The following is a 25494-nucleotide window of genomic DNA, read 5'->3' as shown; positions in this document are numbered from 1 at the left end:
TTCCCGAGGGCGCTGCGACGCCCTCGCTGGATCCTCGCGGAGGCACATGCATGGATTTTGAATTAAACGAAGAGCAGCAGGCGTTCGCCGACATGGCGCGCGCCTTTGCCGAAAACGAACTCGCGCCCCACGCGGGGGAGTGGGACCAGCAGGCTCACTTTCCGGTGGACGTGCTGAAGAAGGCCGGTGAACTGGGCTTCTGCGGACTCTATACCGCCGAGGAACAGGGCGGCATGGGACTGAGCCGGCTGGATTCGCACATTATTTTCGAGCAGCTGGCCATGGGCTGCACGTCCACCACCGCCTATCTTACCATTCACAACATGGTGACCTGGATGGTGGCGACCTTCGGCACCGACGGGGTGCGCGACAAGTACGCCGCCGAGCTGATCAGTGGTGGAAAGCTGGGTTCCTACTGCCTGACCGAGCCCAATGCCGGCTCCGATGCCGCGTCGCTGAAAACCACAGCGCGGCGTGAAGGTGACCACTACGTCGTCAACGGCAGCAAATGCTTTATTTCCGGCGCCGGCAGCACCGACGTGCTGGTCGTTATGGCCAGAACAGGCGGGGCCGGCGCGGCGGGGATTTCGGCCCTGGTGATCGATGCCGACAGTGACGGCATCAGTTACGGCCGCAAGGAAGACAAGCTGGGCTGGAACAGCCAGCCGACCCGCATGATTACCTTCGATGATGTGAAAGTGCCGGTCGCCAATCTGCTGGCATCGGAAGGCGAAGGCTTCAAGCTGGCCATGAAAGGGCTGGATGGCGGCCGTATCAACATTGCCACCTGCTCGCTGGGTACCGCGCAGCAGGCGTTGAACGAGGCGCGGGCCTACATGCTGGAGCGGCGCCAGTTCGGCAAGCGGCTGGCGGATTTTCAGGCACTGCAGTTCAAGCTGGCCGACATGGCAACCGAACTGGTCGCCGCGCGTCAGCTGGTGCGTCTGGCGGCCAGCAAGCTGGATCAGGGTCATGTCGATGCCTCGACCTACTGCGCCATGGCCAAGCGTTTTGCCACCGATGTGGGGTTCCGGGTCTGTGACGAGGCACTGCAGCTGCATGGCGGCAATGGCTATATCAAGGAGTACCCGCTGGAGCGCTATCTACGCGACAGCCGCGTGCACCGCATTCTGGAAGGCACAAACGAAGTCATGCGGCTGATTATCTCGCGCCGGCTGCTGAGCGAAAATGCCGCCGAGCTGCTGTAGCGGCATATAAGGAACGGGGAGCAACACGATGAGCGACAGTCTGATCTGTGAACGCCGGGGCTATGTGGCGCTGGTCACCATGAACAACCCGCCGGCCAATACCTGGACAGCCCAGAGTCTCAAGGGCCTCAAGGCGCTGGTGGAAGAGCTCAATGAGGATCGCGATATCTATGCCCTGGTGCTGACCGGCCAGGGCGAGAAGTTTTTCTCCGCCGGGGCGGACCTCAAGCTGTTCGCCGAGGGAGATCGTGCGGTGGCGCGGGACATGGCGCGCTGTTTCGGGGAGGCGTTCGAGTCGCTGAGTCGTTTTCGCGGCGTCTCCATCGCGGCCATCAACGGCTTTGCCATGGGGGGCGGGCTCGAAGTAGCGCTGGCCTGCGATATCCGCATTGCCGAGGAACAGGCGCAGATGGCGTTGCCGGAAGCCAAGGTTGGCCTGCTGCCCTGCGCCGGCGGCACCCAGAATCTGGCGTTGCTGGTGGGCGAGGGCTGGGCCAAGCGCATGATCCTGTGCGGCGAGCGCATCGACGCTGCCCGGGCTGAAAAAATTGGGCTGGTGGAAGAAGTGGTTGCCACCGGCGAGGGACTGGAACGTGCCCTGGCACTGGCCGAGCAGGTCGCCGACCAGAGCCCGGTGGCCGTGAGTGCCTGCAAGACGCTGATCCAGTCTGGCCGCAGCCGGCCGCTGGATCAGGGCTATATCCTGGAGCGTGAGCTGTTCGTGGATCTGTTCCATAGCGAGGATCAACGCGAGGGGGTTAACGCCTTTCTCGAGAAGCGCAAACCGCAATGGAAAAACCGCTGAGGAGCTGTTTGATGAGCGCCGTACTCTTTACCGAATACCCGACCGCGGACGGTCACCTGATCGGCGAGATCCGCCTCAACGCCGAACGTTCCCTCAATGCGCTGACGCTGGAAATGATCGACCTGATTCAGCCGCAGCTGGATCGCTGGCAGGCGGATGATCGCATTGTGGCGATCCTGCTGGACAGTGCCGGCGACAAGGCGTTCTGTGCCGGCGGCGATATCGTCAATCTGTACAAGGCCATGACCGGCGAGGCCGCGGCGGACTTCCCGCAAGCGTTCTTTACCCGTGAATACCGCCTCGACTATGCCATTCATACGAGTACCAAGCCCATTATTTGCTGGGGCAGCGGCATCGTCATGGGGGGCGGCATGGGGTTGATGAATGGCTGCAGTCACCGCGTCGTGACGCAGACATCGCACCTGGCCATGCCGGAGGTCAGCATCGGTCTGTACCCGGATGTGGGGGGCAGCTGGTTTTTGAACCGCATGCCCGGCGGCACCGGCCTGTTTCTGGGGCTCACCGGTAATCCCATTAACGCCCGCGATGCCATCTTCCTCGGCCTGGCGGACCGAGCCATCGATGCGGGTCTTCGCGACGGTCTGCTGAGTCGTCTGGCCAGCGAGTGCTGGAACGGGGATGCAGGCGGTACCGTCAGCCGGGTGCTGCGCGAACTCGAAAGCGAATCCCGCCCAGCGTTCAGCGAGATGGCGGCGCCGATCCGCGGGCATTTCGACCTGATCCGCACCCTGACCGATCACGACAGCGTCGAGGCCATTGTGGCGGCGCTGCTGAGCATGGAAACCGACGACAAATGGGTGCTGCGGGCACAAAAAGCCGTGCGCAACGGCAGTCCGCTGTCGCTGAAGCTGATTGCCGGGCAGCTGCAGCGCTGCCGTCACCTGTCGCTGCGCGAAGTCTTTCAGCAGGAACTGGAGTTGTCTATTCAGTGCTGCCGCCATGGTGAGTTCGCCGAAGGTGTGCGTGCCCTGCTGATCGACAAGGACGGTCAGCCGCAATGGCGCTATTCCTCGCTGGAGGCGGTGGATCCGGCTTTCCTTGCCGAGCTGTTTGCGAACCCCTTTGAGCAGGAACACCCGCTGGCGGATCTCTGACCACCGCGGGTCGATACCGATCAATTGGCGACAGGCCTGCAGCGCGGGCTGGTCGCTCCAACAAAAGGATAATAATCATGGCAACGATCGCATTCATCGGACTGGGTAACATGGGTGGCCCCATGGCCCACAATCTGGCGGCGGCCGGCCACCGGGTACAGGCGTTCGATCTGTCCGCCGAGGCCCTGGCCCACGCGGTGGCCGAAGGCTGCCTGCAGGCAGCCAGCGCGGCAGACGCGGTAAAGGATGCCGAGTTCGTCATTTCCATGTTGCCGGCCGGGCGTCATGTCGAAGGGCTTTACGTCAGCGGGCCTGAGCCGCTACTGGAGCTGATCGCTCCCAGCAGCCTGATCATCGATTGCTCCACCATCGAGGCCGACGTGGCCAAACGGGTCGCAGCCATCGCCGCAGAACGCGGGCGCGACTTTATCGATGCGCCGGTCTCCGGCGGCGTGGGTGGGGCTCAGGCGGGCACCCTGAGTTTTATGGTGGGTGCCTCGGTGGCCCAGTTTGAGCGTGCCAAGCCGGTGCTCGACGTGATGGGCAAGAACATCTTCCATGCCGGCGACCACGGTGCCGGCCAGATCGCCAAGGCCTGTAACAACATGATGCTGGCGATCCTGATGGCCGGTACCTGCGAAGCGCTCAACATGGGGGTCAGGAATGGCCTCGATCCCGCCGTCCTGTCCGAAATCATGAAGCAAAGCTCCGGCGGCAACTGGGCGCTGAATGTTTATAACCCCTGGCCGGGCGTGATGGATACCGCACCGGCCTCCAAGGGGTATCAGGGCGGTTTTCAGACCAACCTGATGTTCAAGGACCTGGGGCTGGCCATGGACCTGAGCCAGCAGAGTGCCGCGCCTGTCCCGATGGGCTCCGCCGCCCGTGCCCTTTTTAGCCTGCACAAGGCCAAGGGCAACGGCACGCTGGATTTCTCCAGCGTGCTCAATCTCTACCGCGACAGCGATTGAGGCTTTTGCAGGAGCGGCGCCGCGCCGCTCCGACGGTTCATCCTCTCGATTCTTCAGAACAACAATAAACGAGGTAGCGCAATGGACTACAGCAATGTCTATCGTCAGTCTCTGGAAGATCCGCAGACTTACTGGGCGCAGCAGGCTGAACAGATCGCCTGGTTCAAAAAGCCGCAAACCATCCTGCAACAAACACCCCAGGGCAGCCATTGCTGGTTTGCCGACGGCGAGCTCAACAGCTGTTACCTGGCGCTGGACTGGCAGGTCGAGCAGGGCCGTGGCGACCGGGTGGCACTTTATTACGACTCTCCGGTCAGCGGCGTCCGCCAGGCAATCACCTATCGCGAACTGCTGGACCGGGTAGCCCTATTTGCCGGTGCGCTGCACAAGCTGGGTGTGACCAAGGGCGACCGTGTGGTGATCTACATGCCGATGGTGCCGGAAGCGGCGGTGGCCATGCTGGCCTGCGCCAGGCTCGGTGCGGTGCATTCGGTGGTGTTCGGCGGCTTTGCGGCCAACGAGCTGGCGGTGCGCATAGACGATGCCAAGCCGAAGTTAATACTGACCGCATCCTGTGGCATCGAGATGGACAAGACCATCGCCTACAAGCCTCTGGTCGACAAGGCCATTGACCTGGCGACACACAAGCCGGCGCATACCCTGGTGCTGCAGCGCCCCCTGCTGCAGGCCGACATGCATGCGCCGCAGGATCTGGACTGGCATGCGGTTCAGGCGGGAGTGGCGCCGGCCGGCTGCGTGCCGGTGCAGGGTGCCGATCCTCTTTACATTCTCTACACCTCGGGCACGACCGGGCAGCCCAAGGGCATTGTGCGTGACAACGGTGGCCACGCGGTGGCACTGCTGTACGCGCTGCGCAATGTCTATGGCATGGAGCCCGGCGATGTGTGGTGGGGTGCGTCGGATATTGGCTGGGTGGTCGGCCACTCGTTCATCGTCTATGGCCCGCTCATGGGGGGCTGCAGCGCGGTGTTCTACGAGGGCAAGCCCATACGCACACCCGACGCCGGTGCCTACTGGCGGGTGATTGAAGATTATGGCGTCAATGCCATGTTCTGCGCCCCAACGGCTTTTCGCGCCATCCGCAAGGAGGATCCGGACGGCGAATTGTGCAGGCGACATGACCTGTCGAGTCTCAAGCGGCTGTTCGTTGCCGGTGAAAAGCTGGATTCGTCCACCCATGACTGGCTCGCCGGCCTTCTCGGGGTACCGGTGATGGATCACTGGTGGCAGACCGAAACCGGCTGGCCCATGACCTCCGCCATGATGGGCTGGGATGCACCCTCGGCGCCACGCCTGGGCTCCACCAACAAGCCCATTCCCGGCTATGACATTCGAGTGCTGGATGCTGCGGGCGAGGAAGTGGCGGCGGGCGAATCCGGCAACATCTGCGTGCGCCTGCCAATGCCACCGGGCGTGGCCTGGAGTATCTGGAATCAGCCGGAGCGCTTTGCAGACGCCTATCTGAGCCTGTTTCCCGGTTACTACCATACCGGCGATGGCGGCTTTAAGGATGCGGATGGCTACGTCTTCATCACCGGGCGTACCGACGATGTGATCAATGTGTCGGGGCACAGGCTCTCCACGGGCGAAATGGAGGAGGTTGTATCTGGCCACCCGGCCGTTGCGGAGTGCGCGGTTATCGGTGTGCAGGATGCACTCAAGGGGCAGCTGCCGGTGGGCCTGGTGGTGCTGCAGTCTGGTGTGGCGATCAGCGAGGCGACACTGCAGGCCGAGCTGGTACAGCGGGTACGTGATCAGGTCGGCGCCTTGGCCTGCTTCCGTCGTGTGCTGGTGGTACAGCGTTTGCCCAAGACCCGTTCGGGCAAGATTCTGCGCGCTATTCTGCGCAAGATTGCCGTGGGTGAGAGCTACAAGACCCCCTCGACTATCGACGATGAAAGTATCCTGCCGGAAATCAGCGCGGCCATGGAGCAGGCCGGGCTGGTATAAGGCGTCTGCCTTTACGCCTTGCACACATAAAAAACGGCGGACGAAAGTTCGCCGTTTTTTGTGCGCCAGCGGCTGGCGTCAGGGCGGTATTTACAACGCTAAAATAAGGGTAATCACCTATTTTCTCTCGCCTTCGGTGCCGCGTCGAGGTAGTCTTTACGTTAACGTTAACTGTGGTTCCTCAAACCACGCTTTAAAATTTAGTGGCTCAAGCCACGCTCTAAACAAAGAAACATCCCTGCACAGGAGCCTCCCCATGAAAATTGACGGTAAAGTATTTGTTATCACCGGCGGTGCCCGCGGCCTTGGCTTCGGTATGGCTCAGCACCTGGCGTCACTGGGTGGCCAGCTGGCGCTGATCGATCTGAACCAGGACAGTCTGGATGCGGCGGTACGGCAATTGGAGCAGGCGGGCGCACGGGCGCGTGGTTATGTGTGTGATATTTCCAAAGAGGGGCCGGTGGAAGCGGTTTTTGCCGCCATCAAACGTGACTTTGGCGCCGTTCACGCCCTGGTGAACAATGCCGGCCTGATGCGTGATGGCCTTCTGATCAAGCTCAGGGATGGCAAACTGGTGGGTAAAATGAGCTTTGAGCAGTGGTCCTCGGTGGTTGATGTAAATCTTTCCGGCACCTTTCTCTGTGGGCGCGAAGCCGCAGCGATTATGGCCGAGCAGGGTGAGGGTGGCGTCATCGTGAATATTTCGTCGGTATCACGCGCCGGTAATATGGGCCAGACGAACTATTCGGCCACCAAAGCGGGCGTCGCAACCATGGTCACCAGCTGGGCCGGCGAACTGGCGCGTTACAACATTCGTGTCGGTGGCATTGCACCGGGGGTGATCGCCACGGAAATGACGGCGCAGATGAAACCCGAAGCGATCGAGCGCATGTTGCAGGCCGTGCCGCTTAAGCGTCTGGGTGACGTAGCGGAAATGGCCCATACGCTGCAGTACATTATTGAAAATGACTACTTTACCGGGCGTATCGTCGAGATGGATGGCGGCTTGCGTGTTTAGGGGGAGCCCTTTGCCTCAGGCACAGAATTCGTCCTGAGCATCACCTGCGCATAAAACATAAAAAAAGGCCGGACCCGGAGAACCGGGCCGACCTAAAAAAAAGAACAACAAGTAAGTCAAAAAGTATCGCAGGAAAAGCGGTAACTCAGTGGCTGAAGCGCGCGAACAGCGGCTTGAATGTGTGTTCCCACACTGGCAGTACCTGGATGCGGCTCAGCGACAGCGACTTGAAGAACGCGTGAAACACCTTGGCGCGCTCGGCGTGGGCGCGGTCAATAATTTCCTGCAGATCGATGTTGTTGATATCGATCTGCGTTGCTGTTTTTTCAGTCTGCTGTGTGCTGCTCATCGCGTATGCCTCTGTCACGTTTGCAAATTAACTGCCAGTCCCCAAACCTTTGGCTCCGTAGAGCGCTGCAATCATTTGATGGGGCCATAATACGCAGTGAGCGATATCGGCTCAAACGACGCTTTTTCAGCTTAATGATTAAAAATATTCATCTATCTTTTTGGCGTGCCAAGTGACTCCTTGTTCGCTGCGGGGTTTATCACCTTAAAAGATAGGTGTTTAGACGTATCAGGCGGTTGGAGGGCATGAAACCCTCGGTGGTATATCTGTTAAATCCATTCACTTTTTGTCAGGCTGCAAATGGCTGTCGCAGACAGGCCTGCACAGGCCGCTCCGGGTACAGAAAACGGATCTGACTCGCGCAGCGCCATGCTATGCTGGGGGCAGAATGGCGACCGGCGATGTGCCTGCATCCTGGTTGGATAATGAACTAAATGCTGTGCGGGATGCCTTTAGGAACATGAATGATGTCAACAGACCGGCACCGCGAGCCGGTCGTTTTATGTGGTTTGCCGCCTGGATATCGCTGCTGGTCGTGCTGGTGCTGGGCTTTGATACCTGGCTGGAGCGCGAGCACAATCCCAATGCCGGGCTGATGGTCGTGGATGCAGAGGGGCCGGTGGAGGTGGTGCTGCAGCGCAGCCGCAGCGGCCATTATATAGCCCCCGGGCTCATCAATGGCGAGCCGGTACAGTTCCTGGTGGATACAGGCGCCACCCGCATCAGTGTGCCGCTGGCCCTGGCGCAGCGGCTGGGTCTCAAACAGGGCTACGCCAGCCAGGCCACCACGGCCAATGGCGTGGTCACCGTTTACGACACTCGGCTCGATGAAGTGCGACTCGGCTCCATCGTGCTGCGAAATGTTGCCGGCAATATCAACCCGGGCATGCCCGGTGACGTTGTATTGCTGGGCATGAGCTTCATGCAGGATCTGGAACTGGTTCAACGCGGCGATACGCTGACGCTACGATTGCACAGCACGCTGTAGCCAGCGCCGCCGTCGTACCAGTTCAGTCATCAGATGATCCAGCGCGCCACGCCATAGGTGAGCAGCCCGATCGCAACGGTGAGAAAGAGGCCGCGGCTGAACCAGGCCACCAGGCAGGCTGCGATGGCTGCCAGCAGATGGGCGTTACTCAGCGTAAAGTCCACGGCACCCTGGTGGATCAGGGTCGTCTGGGTGATGATCGCACTCAGCACGGCGATGGGAACAAAGCGCAGTGCCTGCTCGATCAGCGGCGGTATTCGTGCCCGTCCTGCCAGCGCCAGTGGCAGGTAGCGCGGACCAAAGGTCAGCGCGGCCATGCCGGCAATCAGTGTCCATTCATTCATTTTGATATATCCCCCTGCGGCAGTGATTGCGTCTCGGCTTCGTATGCCGGGCGGTTTGCCTTGCTGTTGTCACGCCGTTCCAGCACTACACCTACCGTAATGGCCACCAGTGCCGTCAACAGCAGGCCGCTCTGGTGCGGCCAGTCCCAGGTCAGCAGCGAGCAGGCACCGGCGCAGAGCGCACAGGCCCACTGTGCCCGGCTTTGCAGTGCAGGAACCACAATGCCGATAAACGCCACCACCATGGCGACATCAAGCCCCCAGCGGGTGATGTCCGGTATGTGTTGCCCAAGGGTGATGCCGAGCCAGGTACAGAGTATCCAGTTGCCATACATGGCCAGGCCCGAGCCGCAGTAGTACCAGGGCAGGCCACGCAGCTCGGGATCCCGGGTGATGCGGTTGGTGACCACGGCATACGTCTCATCGGTGAGCCAGAATGCCATCAGTACCCGTATCCGTTGCGGCAGTCCTGTCATCCAGGGCATCAGGCTGGCGGCATAGAGCATGTGCCGCAGGTTGACGACGAATACCGTCAGCAGGATCACCGGCACGGCGGCAGCGCTGGCCACCAGGGTCACGGCGATGAACTGGGCGGAGCCTGCGAATACGAACAGCGAAATAGCCAGAGTGGCCCATTGTGACAGCCCATTATTCATGGCGAGGGCGCCATAGACGATGCCGAACGGAATGGCGGCCAGGATGAGTGGCAGGGTATCGCGGGCACCGGTCAGAAAAAGTCGCGCAGGAGTCATGTAATTCCGGTATGGCGTGAATGATGCCGCAGTATAGACGGCGCCTCGCACCCTCGGCTTGTACGTTCTTGCGCTCTCGGCTGATCGGGCGGGCTTGCCCGCTATTCGGCGCGGGTGATGGCCTGGTGGTACTGGCCTGGAGTCAGTCCCTGGGCGCGTTTGAAATGGCGGTGCAGGTGGCTCTGGTCGCTAAAGCCGCTCTCAAGCGATGCTTCCAGCGGGCTTCGGCCGGCCCGGATCAGCTGGCGGGCCCGTATCAGGCGCCGCTGCACCAGGTAGGCGTGGGGCGGCAGGCCTACCTGGCGCTGAAATAGCCGGTTCAGGTAATGCGGGCTGAGTCCGGCGAGGCGGGCCAGATCGGCAAGGCTGGGGTTGTCGGCATAATGGGCATCGAGGTAGTCCCGTACTCGATCAATCGCCGTAGGTGCTGGTGCCGGTGCTCGAACATCGAGCCGCTGGCGGCCATGCTGCTGCAGCAGGTCGCTCATGACCTCAAGCCAGGCACTGTCGCACTGCAGGCGGCTTTCGTTCTGGCCCAGCAGGGTAATCAGGCCGCGCAGGCGCTCGGCCAGGCGCGGATTGCGCACCACCGGCTGTGGAAACCAGGGCAGGCCATTGCCGTGAATATCCCGTGTCAGGTTGTCCATCAGCGAGGTGGGAGGGTAAAAGCCGCGGTAACGGCAGCCTTCGGCGGCTTCGTGGCCATCGTGCACCGTATCGGCATTGACCAGCACGATGTCACCGGGACCGGCGAGATGGCTGGCACCGAGACAGTGGAATCGCTCGATACCGCTGTCGATCACGTGAATGGCATAGCCTTCATGGACATGCCGGCTGTAAACGGCGCCATCGTAGCGATAGTGCAGCAATTCCAGGCCGCCAAAGTCCTTGAGGTAGCGAAAGTGGGCGTTGCACGCAGGTACAGTTGTGTCCATTGGAGCCAGGTCCGGTTGATGGGCCGGACTATCATGGCGCGGGTCGGAAGCGGATTCAAGGCGGGAGAAAATGGCGGTCTGTGAGACCGCCATCCGTGTGTCGGTCAGAAAATATAATCAGTCGAGAGGTGAGCCGATTCGCGGTCGCGGATGATGCTGCCGATCAGGGTCCGGCTTTGGGCCGTATCCTTGGCGGCCACCAGGGTCCGGATCGAGAAGACCCGCAGTGCATCGGCAACCGAGAGAGTACCTTCGGCCGAGTCTTTGCGGCCATTGAACGGGAAGGTGTCCGGTCCGCGCTGGCACTGTGCATTGAGATTGATGCGGCCAACCTGATTGACGCAGGCATCGATCATGCGTGCCATCTGGGTTGGATCCTGACCAAACAGACTCAGCTGCTGGCCGAAGTTGGAATTGCGCACGTAATCGATCACTTCTGACACGTCATCGTAGGGCACCACCGGGATGATGGGGCCAAACTGCTCCTCAGTGTAGACCCGCATTTCGGGCGTGACCGGGTACAGCACGGTCGGAGAGCAAAAGGTCTTCAGTGTGGAGCCGCCGCCCGGGTTGAGGATCTGGGCCCCCTTGTTGCAGGCATCCTCGACCATGCCGGACAGGAACTCGGTCTTGCCCGGCTCCGGCAGTGGTGTCAGCGATACGCCGGGCTCCCAGGGCATTCCGGCTTTCAGGGTGGCGAGCTTTGCCTGGAAACGCTCAAGGAACTCATCAACGATACTGCGGTGAACGAACAGGATCTTCAGTGCGGTACAGCGCTGGCCGTTAAAGGACAGGGAGCCGGTGACGCACTCGCTGACGGCGTTATCCAGGTCCACGTCGGGCAGTACAATGCCGGGGTTCTTGGCATCCAGGCCCAGGGCAGCACGCAGGCGGTGGGGTTTGGGGTGCAGCTTTTTAAGATCGCTGGCGCCCTTGTTGGTGCCGATAAAGGCGAACACATCCACCTTGCCCGACTCCATCAGAACGCCCACTGTTTCGCGGCCGCGACCATAGATGATGTTGATCACGCCGGGCGGGAAGCTGTCGCGAAAGGCTTCCAGGAGCGGGCGGATCAGCAGCACACCGAATTTCGCCGGTTTGAATACCACCGTATTGCCCATGATCAGGGCCGGGATCAGGGTGGTGAAGGTTTCGTTCAGCGGATAGTTGTAGGGGCCCATGCACAGCGCAACGCCCAGTGGCACACGGCGAATCTGGCCGAGGGTGCCCTGTTCGTTTTCGAACCGGCTGGAGCGGCGGTCCAGCGCCTTGAGGGCATTGATGGTATCGGTGATGTAGTCGCAGGTACGGTCGAATTCCTTTTCGGAATCAGCCAGGGGCTTGCCGATTTCCCACATGAGTAGCCGCACCACTGCATCGCGCTGCAATTTCATTTTATTAAGGAAATTCTCAACGTGCTTGATGCGGTCCGCCACTCCCATTGTGGGCCATGGACCCTGGCCCATGTCATAGGCGGTGACGGCGCTGTCCAGTGCCTGCATGGCGGCCTCGGCATCCAGCAGCGGCGTGCTGCCAAGAATGACCTGCTCCAGGCTACCGTCCGGCTGACGCAGGCAAATCGGGCTCTTAACCGGCGCCAGATCGCCATTCCACAGGACAAGTTCACCATTGACGAGGTACTCGCGCTGGTCAATCATCCCATCGAGTTGATAGTTTTTCGGGATATCCGATTCGGCTGGAAAGAGTTGAGACAGGTCGGGCATCATGGTTGTGGTACTCCGGATAGCAGCCTGAGTATTACGACAGGCAAGTGTCTGGGTGTTGGTTAGAATGTAACCGTAATTTATTCCTTGGTCGATGGTATTTTGGTTAATTTACCAAAACTAATGTCAGGCTATCAAGTTGCGCCCGGCCGGCTTTAGCCGTTCCCGCACCGAGTGCAGAACGGGGGCTCTGCTGCCAGGTTGCAGTGCAGCCCGTGTGATAAACACGCACAAGGCTGTCGGTGTGCACGAAGGCGCCGACTGGCAGCTCAGGCTCGCCGTTTGATAAATAATAGGCGTCCAGCAGCGGGGCGGGTGCCCCGCCGCTCTGTGTTAGGGAGAGAGTGCCTGGCTTGCGGTGTGTTACTGGTGTACTGCGACACCCGATATGAAGCTTGTAAGGGCCCCTTTTTCCGCCATCCTGCGTTGTTCGTTGTCGCCATAGCTCCACTATGACTCCGCCTCACGCCTTGACTGGCGAAAAAATGAGCGTATTCCAAAGCACCACCAAGAGTGCAGCAGTGCATTAGCGGATGTTGTCGCCCACCTGGACGATTTTCAGGGTGTTGGTGCCGCCATGGGCATTGACGTAGTTGCCCTTGGTGATGATGACCAGGTCGCCGTCGCTGACAATGCCGCGCGTCTGCAGCTCGCTGACGGCCTGGGCGTTTACGTCTTCGGCCGGAATCTCGGCGCTGTCAAAGGGCACGGTGGTGACACCGCGAAACAGCGTTACCCGGTTCTGGGTGCGAGGGTTGCCTGAATAGGCGAAGATCGGCAGTGGCGAGCGGATACGGGACATCAGCAGCGGGGTATCGCCGCTCTCGGTCATGCAGATAATGGCCTTGACGCCGGCAAGGTGGTTGGCCGAATACATGGCCGCCAGGGCGATGGATTCGTCCACCTTGATGATCTGATCATGTACCCGGTGATCCGAGACATGGGCCTTGGGATGCTTTTCCGCGCCCAGAATCACACGGGTCATGGCCTGCACGGTCTGGACCGGGTATTTGCCGGCGGCGGTTTCGGCCGAGAGCATCACGGCATCGGTGCCATCAAGTACGGCATTGGCCACATCGAAAACTTCTGCCCGGGTCGGCATGGGCTGGCTGATCATGGTTTCCATCATTTGGGTGGCGGTGATGACAACCCGCTTCAGTGCGCGTGCCCGGTCAATGATGTGTTTTTGCATGCCGATGAGTTCTGCATCGCCGATCTCTACGCCGAGATCGCCCCGGGCCACCATGACGCCATCCGAGGCTTCGATAATGGCATCCAGCACCGAGAGGTCGGCCACGGCTTCCGCGCGTTCGATCTTGGCGACCAGATAGGCATTGCCGCCGGCGGCCTGCATCAGCTTGCGCGCCAGGTGCATGTCGTCGGCGTCGCGCGGAAAGGAGACCGCCAGGTAATCCACGTTCAGCGCGGCGGCGGTGCGGATGTCGGCTTCATCCTTGGGGGTCAGGGCGGCAGCGGACAGGCCGCCACCCTTGCGGTTGATGCCCTTGTTGTTGGACAGCGGGCCGCCAATCAGCACGGTGCACCGGACTTCCCGATCAACCACCTGATTGACCTGCAGCTCGATGCGGCCGTCATCCAGCAGCAGGATGTCGCCCGGTCGGCTGTCGTCTACCAGTGCTTCGTAGTCAATGCCCACGCGATTGGCATCGCCGGCTTCTTTGTCGAGGGAGGCGTCCAGAATGAAGGGCTGGCCGTCGGTCAGTTCGATCGGTCCGGCCGCAAAGCGGGCAATACGGATCTTGGGGCCCTGCAGGTCGCCAAGGATGGCGACGAAGCGCCCCTGTTCCCGGGCCAGCTTGCGTACCAGGTCCGCGCGCTGGCGGTGATCCTCGGCACTGCCATGGGAGAAGTTGAGGCGCACAACGTCGACGCCCGCGGCAATCAGTCGTTCAAGCGTTGCGGCATCCTCTGTCGCCGGCCCCAGGGTCGCGACGATCTTGGTTCTGCGTTGCATGGTCTTAACTCCGGGGGGCATTCATCAGGGCCAGGGTGTTGTCGAGCATTCGGTTGGAAAAGCCCCACTCGTTGTCGTACCAGGCCATGACCTTGACCAGCCGGCCATTGACGCGGGTCTGACTGCAATCAAAGATCGACGAGGCCGGGTTGTGGTTGAAGTCCACCGAAACAAGCGGCAGGCGGTTGCAGACGAGGATGCCTTTAAGCGGGCCTTCGGCGGCCTGGCTAATGATGTCGTTGACTTCTTCGACATGGGTGTCGCGCCTGGCCAGGAAGCTCAGGTCCACCAGGGACACGTTGATGGTCGGTACCCGCACCGCCATGCCATCGAGCCTGCCATTGAGTTCCGGCAATACCAGGCCAACGGCCGCCGCGGCACCCGTCTTGGTCGGGATCATCGACTGGGTGGCCGAGCGGGCGCGATAGGGATCGCTGTGATAGACGTCGCTCAGGTGCTGGTCATTGGTATAGGAATGGATCGTGGTCATCAGGCCGTTCTCGATCCCGAGCGCCTTGTTGAGCGGCTGGGCGATGGGCGCCAGGCAGTTGGTGGTGCAGGAGGCGTTGGATATCACCCGATGACCGGCGGTCAGGCTGTCATGATTGATGCCATAGACCACGGTCGCATCGGCGCCCGGGGACGGGGCCGAGACGATGACCTTGCGGGCGCCGGCATCAAGGTGTGCCTGGGCCTTGTCACGGGCGGTGAAGATGCCGGTACACTCGTAGACGACGTCGACGTTGAGTTCGTTCCAGGGCAGGCTGGCAGGATTGCGCTCACTGAGGATGCGGATGCGGTCGCCGTTGATGACCAGTTGATCGTCCTCGACCTCGACACTGCCGCCGAAAGGGCCGTGCACACTGTCAAAACGGGTCAGGTGGGCATTAATGCTGGCATCGCCCAGGTCGTTGATCGCCACGACCTGGATGCGGTCGCGGTAGCCGGATTCGTAAAGTGCACGCAGCGTATTGCGTCCGATGCGGCCGTAGCCATTGATCGCCACTCGAATGGTCATAAATCACCTTTGCGCCTGTATTAGAAGGCGTTTGTTTTTATTTCGATACCGCATTACCCATTGATGGTGCTTGATCGTGCCTACCTTGACCATAGTCGCTGGGGTGGCTTTGTGCTCCGCGCCGTGGCCCTGTTATTAACCTGGCTGACAAGTTGGGTTTCCTGCCTTTTTGCCTGTTACTGCGCCATTAAAGGTGACGCATGTGCATGGACCTGCCGGTTTTCGAGGGGCTGAACAGGCCTGCGAGATTGCTTATCGCAAGACGATTGGCCGGGGGCCGTCTGGCCGGCGGGATCCTCAGGCGCGGTTGGAAACCAGTTTTAGCGGCTGATTTGCCAGCAGTTCAGCCAGGTAGTCTTCCAGGCGGGCGCGTTGTGCGCCTTGAATGTAAAGTCCCTGCTTGGTGCGGCGCCAGAGTATATCGTCGCAGCTCAGAGCCCACTCATGGTCCACCAGATAGCGTACTTCCCGGGCATACAGGCTGGCACCAAAGTGTGTTCCCAGGTCTGCAATCGATGTACAGCCTTGCAGGATGGTATGGCTGAGCGTGCCATAGGTGCGAACGAAGCGGCGTGCCAGGGCAACCGGTAGCCAGGGGTACTGGCGGGCAAGCTGGGAAAGCAGCTTGTGCGGACTGTCGAAGTTTCCGCCCGGCAGGGCCGCAGTGCGAGTCCAGGCACCACCGGCCTTGGGAAAGTGCTGGCAAATACTGTCGGTGGCGGCTTCTGCCAGCTTGCGGTAGGTGGTGATCTTGCCGCCAAACACTGACAGCAAGGGCGCCTTGCCGGGAGGGCTATCCATTTCAAAAGTGTAATCCCGCGAAGCCTTCTGGGCGGAGCCGGATTCACCATCCATCAGTGGTCGTACACCGGAGTAACTCCAGACCACATCGCTGGCGGAAATCTTGTGTTTGAAGTGGCGGTTAACCACCGCGATCAGGTAGTCGGTTTCCTCGCTGGAAATGGCCGCGTCGCGAGGATCGCCCTGGTAATCCACATCGGTGGTGCCTACCAGCGAGAAGTTGTCCTCGTAGGGAATCACAAAGACGATACGGTCATCCTCATTCTGCAGGATGTAGGCCTGGTGTTCATCGTGGATGCGTGGCACTACGATATGACTGCCCTTGACCATTCGAATCTGCTTGGGCGCTGGAATACTCATGGCCTCGTTGAACAGGCGGCTGACCCAGGGGCCGGCGGCATTGACCAGCGTGCGGCAATAATGCGTTTCTTCACTGTGGCTTCGCTGGCACTGCAGCGTGACGGCCCAGAGGTCGCCGTCGCGTTCGGCCTTGATACAGCGTGAGCGGGTACGGATCTGGGCGCCTTTTTCCTCTGCCGCCTTGGCGACCAGCACCACCAGGCGCGCATCATCGACCCAGCCGTCGGAGTATTCAAAGCCACGCGTAATCTCGTTGACCAGCGGGCCTTCGGGCGTAAACCTGATCCCGTTTGACGCGGGCAACAGCTCGCGCCGCGCCAGGTTGTCATACAGAAAGAGTCCGGCACGAATCATCCAGGCAGGACGCAGATGCGGCCGGTGTGGCAGGCGAAAGCGCAGCGGCCACATGATATGCGGTGAGTTTCGCAGCAGGCACTCGCGCTCAGCCAGGGCTTCACGCACCAGGCGAAACTCGTAGTGCTCGAGATAGCGCAAGCCACCATGAATCAGCTTGCTGCTGCTGGAGGAGGTCGCCGATGCCAGATCGTCCATTTCGCACAGCATAACCTTCAGGCCGCGACCGGCTGCATCCATGGCGATGCCAGCGCCGTTCACGCCGCCGCCGATAACGATGAGATCTTGCACTGTCTGTTCAGAGGTCATGCGCGGTGGGTCTCCGGTTTGCAGGGCTATCCTTGAATCAGGTGGCCATCCTGCAGTTGGGTATGTATGAAAGCCGTGCGGGGCCATCAGCTGATGATTATTACTATACTATTCGCTATCGAAAACAAACAATCACAAACGAACATTTTTTAAGTGAATTTTATTTGAGGCTGCCCTACACGCAGAATGGAAAGGCACGTGACACGGACACCTGTCTTGCATCAGGCGGTGAGTGGTGAAGGGCAAAAGGGGCAAGGACACGAAGCGAATATCTTACCCAGACTGGCTGGTTGCTCTATGGCGGTTGGCGCTTACTGGGATGGCCGCTTCGGCGTCAGTCTGCTCGGTGATATGCAGCTGAACCTGATGTTTTATCGGTTTGTGGCGAGCCACGGCCGTGTGGGCCGGCGCTTGTGGCATGTGGATTGGAGTGTGAAAGGCTGGCCGGTGGCGCCGGCCCAAAAGATCAGACGATGTGCAGTTGTACCTGATGTTCAATCAGTAGCTGGCGAATCTCGGCGGGCGGGGCCAGATCGGTGAAAAAGTGATCTGCCTGGGTGATATTGCCCAGACGAACCATGGCATTGCGGCCGAATTTGGAATGATCTGCCGCCAGCAATACCTGGCGGGAGTTGGCAATAATGGTCTGTGCGACCCGCACTTCGCGGTAGTCAAAGTCCAGCAGGGAGCCGTCGCTGTGGATACCGCTGATACCAATGATGCCAAAGTCCATCTGGAACTGGTTGATGAAATCGCGGGTGGCTTCGCCAACAATGCCGCCGTCGCGGTTGCGCACTTCGCCGCCAGCGACGATGACCGTGAAGTCTTCCTTGGCGCTGAGGATGGAGGCGACGTGCAGGTTATTGGTGACGATGCGCAGATTGTGATGGTTAAGCAGGGCACGGGCGATGGTCTCGGTGGTGGTGCCGATGTTGATAAACAGCGAAGCGCCGTCGGGAATGACCTTGGCCAGTTCCTGTGCGATCTTTTCCTTGGCATCCAGCTCCATGATCTTGCGGGCCTGGTAGGCCGTATTTACGGTGCTGGATTCAACGCCGGCCCCGCCATGGTGACGTCGCAGCTTGTTGTCCCGTGCCAGCTGGTTCAGGTCGCGCCTGATGGTCTGGGGGGTCACCCGAAAATGCTCGACCAGCTCGTCGATGGTGACAAAACCGGTGGCCTGGACCTTTTCGAGAATCAGGTCCTGTCTGCGCCGCTGTGTCATGGCTTGTGCTCTTCCTTCTGGTGCAGTGTCGGGATGGCGCACCTGCAAACGCGCGCTGCACCGTCCTGGCAACATTTTGCAGAGGTGTCTGTATTGTGGCGATTATCTCATAATTTTAATGACTTATAGCGCAATAATGGTGCTTCTGGCGGCGCTGCAGAGCGCTGATGCTGATGGAAAAAGAAAATATCTCTTGGTTTTTAGCGGTGTAATGGTAAAAATACGAAAAAAAAAGAACATTCATGAACAGCAGGGCGGATCATGACTAAGTATCTACTGGCCATAGACCAGGGCACCACCAGTTCAAGGGCGATTCTTTTTTCTGGCGAAGGCCAGATTCTGACGACCAGCCAGCAGGAGTTCGCGCAGCACTTTCCCGAGGACGGCTGGGTGGAGCATGCGCCGGCAGACATCTGGGAGTCGGTGCTGCAGACCTCTCGTGATGTTATTGCCAAAAGCGGTATAGATGCGCACCAGATCGCCGCCATCGGTATCACCAACCAGCGTGAAACCACCCTGGTGTGGGATCGCACCACCGGCGAGCCGGTCTATAACGCCATCGTCTGGCAGGATCGGCGTACGGCCGATTACTGCGAGTCGCTCAAGGAACAGGGGCTCGAAGAGCTGATCAATGCCAAGACCGGGCTGTTGATTGACCCCTATTTTTCGGCCACCAAGATTCGCTGGATACTGCAGCAGGTGCCGGGTGCGCGGGCGCGTGCCGAACGCGGGGAGCTGATTTTTGGCACCGTGGATACCTATCTGCTGTGGCATCTGACCGGTGGTAAAGAGCATCGCACCGATGCGACCAATGCCTCCCGCACCCTGCTGTTTAATATCCATACCCAGCAATGGGACGAGGAGCTGCTGAATCTGTTCGATATCCCGCCCGGCATGCTGCCAGAAGTGATGGATTCATCCGATGACTTCGGGCGTGTCGATGCCGAGCTGCTGGGGGCCGATATTCCCGTGTACGGTATCGCCGGTGACCAGCAGGCCGCGCTGTTCGGGCAGACCTGCTTTCGCGAGGGGATGGCCAAAAGCACCTATGGCACCGGTTGTTTCCTGATGCTGAATACCGGCCTCAAGGCGCTCAAGTCTGAGCATCGGCTGTTGACCACCGTGGCCTATCGCCTCAATGGCGTGCCCACCTATGCGCTGGAAGGCAGCATCTTTGTCGCCGGTGCCACCATTCAGTGGCTGCGTGACGGCCTGCAGCTGATTCGCGGGGCCAGTGATACCGAACCCCTGGCCGAGCAGACATCGCTGGATCATGGTGTCTATCTGGTGCCGGCGTTTACCGGGCTCGGGGCACCGCACTGGGACCCCAATGCCCGCGGTGCCATCTTTGGTCTGACCCGGGATACCGGCATCAAGGAGATTGTCACGGCCGGACTGCAGTCGGTCTGTTACCAGACCAAGGATCTGCAAAAAGCCATGGAAAGCGACGGTGTGCGCCCCGTCGCGCTGCGGGTGGACGGCGGCATGGTGGCCAATAACTGGGTGCTGAGCTACCTGGCCGATATTCTTGGCGCCACCGTGGACCGGCCGCAGATCATCGAAACCACCGCCCTGGGTGTGGCCTACCTGGCGGGGCTCAAGGCCGGTGTCTTCGATTCCCTGGAGTCGCTGGAAAAGCTCTGGCTGTGCGAGCGCAGGTTCGAGCCCAAAATGGACAAGGCGCGCCGTGATGGTCTTTATGAGGGCTGGAAGAAAGCGGTGTCCAAGGTGCAGACTCAGTAATTCAGATATCACCTGTAAAAGCCGCCGTTTCCCTGTACGGGAAGCGGCGGCTTTTTGTTGCGGGTCTTGCTAGCGCTGGCGCAGGCCCAGATCACGCAGGCGTTTGTACAGCGTGTTGCGACTGATGCCAAGTGCCTTGGCAGTGCGGGATATATTGCCCTCATGGTGGTTGTAGGCCGCCAGGGTTTCATCGCTTGAGGCTGGGTTCTGTAATTGTGCTGAGGCTTGCGCTGCGGATGCATGGCCCGGTGCCGTTTCAACCGCATTGTCAGCCGGGTTTGCGTGTGCGGTGGCAGGAGCGCTGCCAGGCGCGCCGCCGTAGGCCGGGGCAGACATTCTCTGCTCGGGCGCGGTCGTGCGCTGTTGCTCGATATCCTGAAAGAAGTCATCGGGCAGGTGCCAGGGCTCGATAGGATCGTCGTCCGCCATGGCCAGTGCGATCTGCAGTACGCTGATCAGCTGACGAATGTTGCCGGGCCAGGGGTGCTGGTCGAACAGGTTGAGTATTTCCTCGGACAGCGGGGCAGTCTGGTTGTCTTCGCGGTGCAGACGGTGCACCTGCTGGAACAGTTCGCGCCTGTCGGTGCGTTCTCGCAGCGGTGGCAGCTCGATGTTCAGGCCGGTTACGCGGTAATACAGGTCCTGACGGAAGTGCCCGTCCTGCACCTGGCTGCGCAGGCAGCGGTTGGTGGCTGAAACGAGCTTGATATCCACCGGATAGGACTCGGTGGAGCCCAGCGGGGTGACCCTGCGTTCCTGCAGCACCCGCAGCAGCCGGGCTTGGGCTTGCAGCGGCATTTCACCAATTTCATCCAGGAACAGGGTGCCCCGGTGGGCCTTGCGGATCAGGCCGATGGCACCCTTGTTGCTGGCGCCGGTAAAGGCGCCTTTTTCATAACCAAAGAGTTCGGATTCCACCAGCTCGCCAGGAATGGCGGCGCAGTTCACCGCCACCAGCGAATAGCGGCGGCGCGAACTGTGCTGGTGCAGTGCCTTGACGAACACCTCCTTGCCAACGCCGGTTTCGCCGTGGATCAGAATCGGGATGTCCTTCTCGATAAGGCGCTCGGCCTGGCGTACGCAGCGACTGACTCGGGCATCGCCATAGCCGACCTGGTCCAGCCCGATAACCCCTTCGCTCTTGGCTGAGGTACCTGTTGTTGGCCCTGATGCCGCGGCAGTGGCGCCGGGTCTCTGGCGAAAATCCACCGCTTGAATGATCCGCTCGGTCGGACGCTTGATCACGCCGTACATGTGGTGCTGGCCGGGGGTGCGGAATTGCAGCGGCAGCAGTTCGGGCTGGTTTTTCAGCTCCCGCAGCGGGCAGTCAAACAGCTGGCTGATGCTGGCCAGCGCCAGGTCATAGCCGAGCAGCAGTTCGGCCCGTCGATTGGCCGAAATAATGATCCCCTCTTCATTGAACACCAGCAGGCCGGACCACTGGCTGTCAATGTTGTCCAGGTTGGTGTTGAAGGTGAGTACAAAGTGTTCATTACTGAACATGTTGATGATGAGCCGGTTTTCCACCGACTGTGACATCAGCTTGACCATGCCCAGGGTATGCGCCTGCGGCAAATAGGCATCGCTGGAGACATCCAGCACGCCGAGCAGGTCGCGATTGACATCGAAAATGGGCGCGGCCGAACCGATCATGAAGCGATTGGCCTTGAGAAAGTGCTCATCGCGCTGCACCTGGACCGCCTGCCCGGAAGCGATGGCTGTACCGATGGCATTGGTGCCGTGGGCCTTTTCCTGCCAGCTGGTGCCCTGCTGGAAAAAAGCCTTTTGCTGCTGGCCGACAAAACGCTGGTCGCCCCAGCCATTGAGTACCTGGCCACGCGAGTCCGTGAGCAGAATCATGCATTTGCTATTGGAGAGAATATTCTCATAGAAAGGCAGCACCTCCTGTCCGGTGGTATGTACCAGGGAGTGATGCGCCTCGCGCAGTACCTTGCACTCCGAGCTTCCCAGCTGCTGCAATCCCGGCTCGCTGCCGTGTTCCAGCCCGAATGAGCGGCAGCGGTCCCAGGAGTCGAGGATCAGGCTGTCATGTACGGTATCGCTGCTCGGTTCGCTCATGGGATCTGCTCTTTATTGTTTTTATGCCGTGCGAGTGCTGTTCAGGCGCGCCCTTGCCCTGCGTTCCCCTCTGAACTGTGCAGCCGGGCGAGAGCCTGAACAGGGTGCTGAGTGTTCAATCATCTGTTCATTTGACTGTGCAGTCAACAGTGTTCTGAACACAAATGTTCGAACTCGAACATTTGTGTTGTTGCCGCGATTCTGATGCTTTAAGTATATTTACTTATAAAACAAGTACTTGGTTTTTTTCGTTGGCTTCTTTCGTGTTTTGGCATGATGTTCGCTTTCATTTGTTCGTATTCGAAAAAAGCTGTGAACCGCAGAGTTCGCGGTGTTCCGGCCGCCTGAACAGGCAGCCATGACAATAAGAACAAGGGACGACAATATGTCGCTAACACTGGAAAACATCACTCGTGTGGTGGATGGCGTGCCATTCATCAGCGATGCGAACATTAGTTTCGAACCTGGATCCTTCAATGTCCTGCTGGGTCGTACCCTGGCGGGCAAGACCTCTCTGATGCGACTGATGGCCGGGCTCGACAAGCCGACCCGCGGCCGGGTTCTGATGGACGGCGCCGATGTCACCGGCATGCCGGTGCAGCAGCGCAACGTCTCCATGGTCTATCAGCAGTTCATCAATTATCCCAACCTGACGGTGCGGGAAAACATCGCCTCGCCGCTGCGTTTGTTGAAAATGCCGGAATCCCAGATTGACAAGCGTGTGAAGGAAACGGCAGCCATGCTGCGCATCGATCCGTTCCTGGATCGCCTGCCGCTGGAGCTTTCCGGTGGTCAGCAGCAGCGTACTGCCATGGCGCGGGCGCTGGTGAAGGACGCCAGCCTGATTCTGTTCGACGAACCCCTGGTGAACCTGGACTACAAGCTGCGTGAAGAGTTGCGCATGGAGCTGCGCGAGCTGTTCAAGGAGCGCCGCTCCATTGCCATCTACGCCTCCACCGAGCCCAACGAGGCGCTGGCACTGGGTGGCACCACCACCCTGTTGCACGAGGGGCGCATTATTCAGTCGGGCCCGGTGAACACGGTTTACCATCAGCCGGTGGACGTGACGTCGGCGGAGCTGTTTAGCGAGCCGCCGATCAATCTGCTGGGGGGGCGCGTATCCGAGTCGGAGGTCACCTTCGATGAATACGCCCACTTTCCGCTCAATCAGGACCTGCGTGGTCTGACACCCGGCGATTACCGCTTTGGCGTGCGTCCAAGCCATATTGGCCTGGTACCGCGCAATGACGATGACCTGGAGCTGGCAATGCAGGTCGAGCTGGCTGAAATCAGCGGCTCGGAAACCTTCATGCACGTCAAGAATCGCCATTTCAGCCTGGTATTGCAGTTGTCGGGGGTGCACGAGTACCACACCGATGCGCCGATCAAGGTGTATCTGCCGACCCATAAGCTGTTCGTGTTCGACAAGCAGGGCGCGATGCTGCAAGCACCGACGCGTCTGGTACAGGGGGCTGCACATCATGGCTGAGATTCATCTGAAATCACTCGCGCACAGTTACAGCGCCAAGCCATCGGGCCCGGCGGATTACGCGATTCGGGAGATGAACCATGTCTGGCACCAGGGAGGGGCCTATGCGCTGCTGGGGCCGTCCGGCTGCGGCAAGAGTACGCTGCTGAATATTATTTCCGGTCTGCTGGCACCATCCGAAGGCGAAGTGCTGTTTGACAATGTGCGCGTCAACGAGCTGTCGCCCAAGGACCGCAACATCGCCCAGGTGTTCCAGTTCCCGGTGATCTACGACTCCATGACGGTGTTCGACAACCTGGCCTTCCCGCTGCGCAATGCCAAGGTGCCGGAGCCCAAGGTGCGGGCCAAGGTGAACGAAGTCGCCGAGATTCTGGAGCTGCATCCGGTACTGCACAACAAGGCCAAGAACCTGACCGCCGACGAAAAACAGAAAGTGTCCATGGGCCGTGGCCTGGTGCGCGATGATGTGTCAGCCATCCTGTTCGACGAACCCCTCACGGTTATCGATCCGCATCTGAAGTGGAAGCTGCGCCGCAAGCTCAAGCAGATCCACGAGCAGTTCAATATCACCATGGTCTATGTGACCCACGATCAGCTGGAGGCCTCGACGTTCGCCGACAAGATCGCGGTGATGTACGGCGGCCAGATCGTACAGTTTGGCACGCCGCGCGAGCTGTTCGAGTCGCCCAACCATACCTTTGTCGGCTTTTTCATCGGCAGCCCGGGCATGAACCTGATGGAAGTACGTCGCTGTGAGGGTGGTGTTGCCTTTAATGGTTTCAAGGTGGCGCTGAGTGACGAGCTGAACGAGCATCTGGCGCTGGTGCCGAGCGACAACCTCAAGATCGGCATTCGCCCGGAGTTCGTGCATATCTGGGATGGCCCCACCGATGATGCCTTTGAGGTGCAGGTGAAGCACACCGAAGATCTTGGCACCTACAAGATCGTCACCTTCGAGCTGGGCGAACAGACGCTCAAGGCCCGCCTGGATGAAGATCGCGAAGTGCCCAATGGCCGTGCCCATGTGAGCTTTCCGCAGCAGTGGCTGAAGCTCTATGTCGATGAGTTCCTGGTTGAGGAGCAAGCCCGATGATCATCAAGACCGACAATAACAAAGCCTGGTGGCTGGTGCTGCCGGTGTTCCTGCTGGTGGCGTTCTCAGCGATCATTCCGCTGATGACCGTAGTGAACTACTCGGTGCAGGACATCTTTGATCAAAACAACGCCTACTTTGTGGGCGCCGACTGGTACCGCGAAGTGCTGCGCGATCCGCGCCTGCATGATTCATTGCTGCGCCAGTTTATCTACTCCTTCTCGGTGCTGGCCATCGAGATCCCGCTGGGTATCGGTGTCGCGCTGATGATGCCCACCAAGGGGCGCATGGGCTCGCTGTGCCTGATTCTGCTGGCCATACCGCTGCTGATCCCCTGGAACGTGGTCGGTACCATCTGGCAGATCTTTGGCCGCGCCGACATCGGCCTGTTCGGCTGGACACTGAATGCCCTGGGCGTCGACTACAACTATGCCTCCAATACGGGAGATGCCTGGGCCACGGTGCTGCTGATGGATGTCTGGCACTGGACCTCGCTGGTGGCGCTGCTGTGCTATTCGGGTCTGCGGGCCATTCCTGAAGCCTTCTACCAGGCGGCCGAGATTGACCGGGCGTCGAAATGGGCGGTGTTCCGTTATATCCAGCTGCCGCGGCTCAAGAGTGTGCTGGTGATCGGCATACTGCTGCGCTTCATGGACAGCTTCATGATCTACACCGAGCCCTTCGTGCTGACCGGCGGTGGTCCCGGCAACTCGACCACCTTCCTCAGCCAGACCCTGACCAAGATGGCCATCGGCCAGTTTGACCTGGGGCCGGCGGCGGCATTCTCGCTGATTTATTTCCTGATCGTGCTGCTGGTGTCCTGGCTGTTCTTCACGACCATCACCTATATGGACAAGGCGAAGTGAGG

General features: G+C 60.0%; 21 protein-coding genes. 11 read left to right on the top strand and 10 right to left on the bottom strand.

What is annotated here, in order from left to right:
- Nucleotides 1-50: 50 nt before the first annotated feature.
- The 6 genes from F451_RS0103515 to F451_RS0103490 all read left to right on the top strand — a co-directional run bounded on the left by F451_RS0103515 (nt 51) and on the right by F451_RS0103490 (nt 7088).
- Nucleotides 51-1208 carry an acyl-CoA dehydrogenase family protein gene (locus tag F451_RS0103515; protein WP_020679972.1) on the top strand — a complete coding sequence of 386 codons (1158 nt, stop codon included), beginning with the start codon at nt 51-53 and terminating at the stop codon, nt 1206-1208.
- A gap of 28 nt (nt 1209-1236) precedes the next feature.
- Nucleotides 1237-2013: an enoyl-CoA hydratase gene (locus F451_RS0103510; RefSeq protein WP_020679971.1), complete on the top strand. Its 777-nt coding sequence runs from the start codon at nt 1237-1239 to the stop codon at nt 2011-2013.
- 11 nt (nt 2014-2024) lie between these two features.
- Nucleotides 2025-3128, top strand: coding sequence for an enoyl-CoA hydratase/isomerase family protein (locus F451_RS0103505; RefSeq protein ID WP_020679970.1), 1104 nt, complete (start codon nt 2025-2027; stop codon nt 3126-3128).
- Nucleotides 3129-3205: 77 nt separating this feature from the next.
- Nucleotides 3206-4099: a 3-hydroxyisobutyrate dehydrogenase gene (gene mmsB / locus F451_RS0103500; RefSeq protein ID WP_020679969.1), complete on the top strand. Its 894-nt coding sequence runs from the start codon at nt 3206-3208 to the stop codon at nt 4097-4099.
- 81 nt (nt 4100-4180) lie between these two features.
- A complete protein-coding gene (locus tag F451_RS0103495) occupies nt 4181-6070 on the top strand; it encodes a propionyl-CoA synthetase (RefSeq protein ID WP_020679968.1) in 1890 nt (629 codons plus the stop codon).
- Nucleotides 6071-6326: 256 nt separating this feature from the next.
- On the top strand, nt 6327-7088 hold the full coding sequence (locus F451_RS0103490; protein ID WP_020679967.1) for an SDR family oxidoreductase: 762 nt from the start codon (nt 6327-6329) through the stop codon (nt 7086-7088).
- 145 nt (nt 7089-7233) lie between these two features.
- On the opposite strand, the gene F451_RS0103485 is transcribed toward F451_RS0103490, so the two are convergent.
- On the bottom strand, nt 7234-7437 hold the full coding sequence (locus F451_RS0103485; RefSeq protein ID WP_020679966.1) for a hypothetical protein: 204 nt from the start codon (nt 7435-7437) through the stop codon (nt 7234-7236).
- A 460-nt stretch (nt 7438-7897) separates the two neighbouring features.
- On the opposite strand from F451_RS0103485, the gene F451_RS0103480 reads away from it, so the two are divergent.
- Nucleotides 7898-8425: a retropepsin-like aspartic protease family protein gene (locus F451_RS0103480; RefSeq protein ID WP_026291474.1), complete on the top strand. Its 528-nt coding sequence runs from the start codon at nt 7898-7900 to the stop codon at nt 8423-8425.
- A 29-nt stretch (nt 8426-8454) separates the two neighbouring features.
- On the opposite strand, the gene F451_RS0103475 is transcribed toward F451_RS0103480, so the two are convergent.
- The 8 genes from F451_RS0103475 to F451_RS0103440 form a co-directional block, all read right to left on the bottom strand.
- Complete coding sequence (locus F451_RS0103475; protein WP_020679964.1) at nt 8455-8769, bottom strand: AzlD domain-containing protein; 315 nt, start codon at nt 8767-8769, stop codon at nt 8455-8457.
- Nucleotides 8766-9521 (bottom strand): AzlC family ABC transporter permease, encoded by a 756-nt coding sequence (locus F451_RS24685; protein ID WP_020679963.1) that lies wholly within the window; start codon nt 9519-9521, stop codon nt 8766-8768. The genes F451_RS0103475 and F451_RS24685 overlap by 4 nt, the downstream gene beginning before the upstream one ends.
- A 101-nt stretch (nt 9522-9622) precedes the next feature.
- Nucleotides 9623-10456 carry an AraC family transcriptional regulator gene (locus F451_RS0103465; RefSeq protein WP_020679962.1) on the bottom strand — a complete coding sequence of 278 codons (834 nt, stop codon included), beginning with the start codon at nt 10454-10456 and terminating at the stop codon, nt 9623-9625.
- 104 nt (nt 10457-10560) lie between these two features.
- Nucleotides 10561-12183 (bottom strand): NADP-dependent glyceraldehyde-3-phosphate dehydrogenase, encoded by a 1623-nt coding sequence (locus F451_RS0103460; protein WP_020679961.1) that lies wholly within the window; start codon nt 12181-12183, stop codon nt 10561-10563.
- Between the two features lie 523 nt (nt 12184-12706).
- Nucleotides 12707-14155, bottom strand: a complete 1449-nt coding sequence (gene pyk, locus F451_RS0103455) for a pyruvate kinase (protein WP_020679960.1) — start codon at nt 14153-14155, stop codon at nt 12707-12709.
- Nucleotides 14156-14159: 4 nt separating this feature from the next.
- Nucleotides 14160-15173 carry a type I glyceraldehyde-3-phosphate dehydrogenase gene (gene gap, locus F451_RS0103450; protein ID WP_020679959.1) on the bottom strand — a complete coding sequence of 338 codons (1014 nt, stop codon included), beginning with the start codon at nt 15171-15173 and terminating at the stop codon, nt 14160-14162.
- Between the two features lie 297 nt (nt 15174-15470).
- A complete protein-coding gene (glpD, locus tag F451_RS0103445) occupies nt 15471-16997 on the bottom strand; it encodes a glycerol-3-phosphate dehydrogenase (RefSeq protein WP_020679958.1) in 1527 nt (508 codons plus the stop codon).
- Nucleotides 16998-17463: 466 nt separating this feature from the next.
- Entirely contained in the window at nt 17464-18222 is a 759-nt protein-coding gene (locus F451_RS0103440) for a DeoR/GlpR family transcriptional regulator (protein WP_020679957.1), read from the bottom strand.
- Nucleotides 18223-18483: 261 nt separating this feature from the next.
- Between F451_RS0103440 and glpK the strand changes: the two genes are divergently transcribed.
- Nucleotides 18484-19965: a glycerol kinase GlpK gene (gene glpK / locus F451_RS0103435; RefSeq protein WP_020679956.1), complete on the top strand. Its 1482-nt coding sequence runs from the start codon at nt 18484-18486 to the stop codon at nt 19963-19965.
- A 69-nt stretch (nt 19966-20034) separates the two neighbouring features.
- On the opposite strand, the gene F451_RS0103430 is transcribed toward glpK, so the two are convergent.
- Entirely contained in the window at nt 20035-22044 is a 2010-nt protein-coding gene (locus F451_RS0103430; RefSeq protein ID WP_020679955.1) for a sigma-54-dependent Fis family transcriptional regulator, read from the bottom strand.
- A 385-nt stretch (nt 22045-22429) separates the two neighbouring features.
- Here F451_RS0103430 and F451_RS0103425 point away from each other — a divergent pair, with 385 nt between their 5' ends.
- Genes F451_RS0103425 through F451_RS0103415 form a run of 3 tightly spaced genes read left to right on the top strand, consistent with a single transcriptional unit; the run spans nt 22430 to nt 25492 of the window.
- On the top strand, nt 22430-23533 hold the full coding sequence (locus F451_RS0103425) for an ABC transporter ATP-binding protein (RefSeq protein WP_020679954.1): 1104 nt from the start codon (nt 22430-22432) through the stop codon (nt 23531-23533).
- The gene (locus tag F451_RS0103420; protein WP_020679953.1) at nt 23526-24626 is read left to right on the top strand and encodes an ABC transporter ATP-binding protein; all 1101 of its coding nucleotides are present in this window, start codon (nt 23526-23528) and stop codon (nt 24624-24626) included. The genes F451_RS0103425 and F451_RS0103420 overlap by 8 nt, the downstream gene beginning before the upstream one ends.
- Complete coding sequence (locus F451_RS0103415) at nt 24626-25492, top strand: carbohydrate ABC transporter permease (protein ID WP_205623955.1); 867 nt, start codon at nt 24626-24628, stop codon at nt 25490-25492. The genes F451_RS0103420 and F451_RS0103415 overlap by 1 nt, the downstream gene beginning before the upstream one ends.
- Nucleotides 25493-25494 lie beyond the last annotated feature (2 nt).

The organism is Marinobacterium rhizophilum DSM 18822, from assembly GCF_000378045.1.
GTDB classification, from domain to species: Bacteria; Pseudomonadota; Gammaproteobacteria; order Pseudomonadales; family Balneatricaceae; genus Marinobacterium_A; species Marinobacterium_A rhizophilum.
This window is presented reverse-complemented; position numbering and strand designations above follow the sequence as displayed.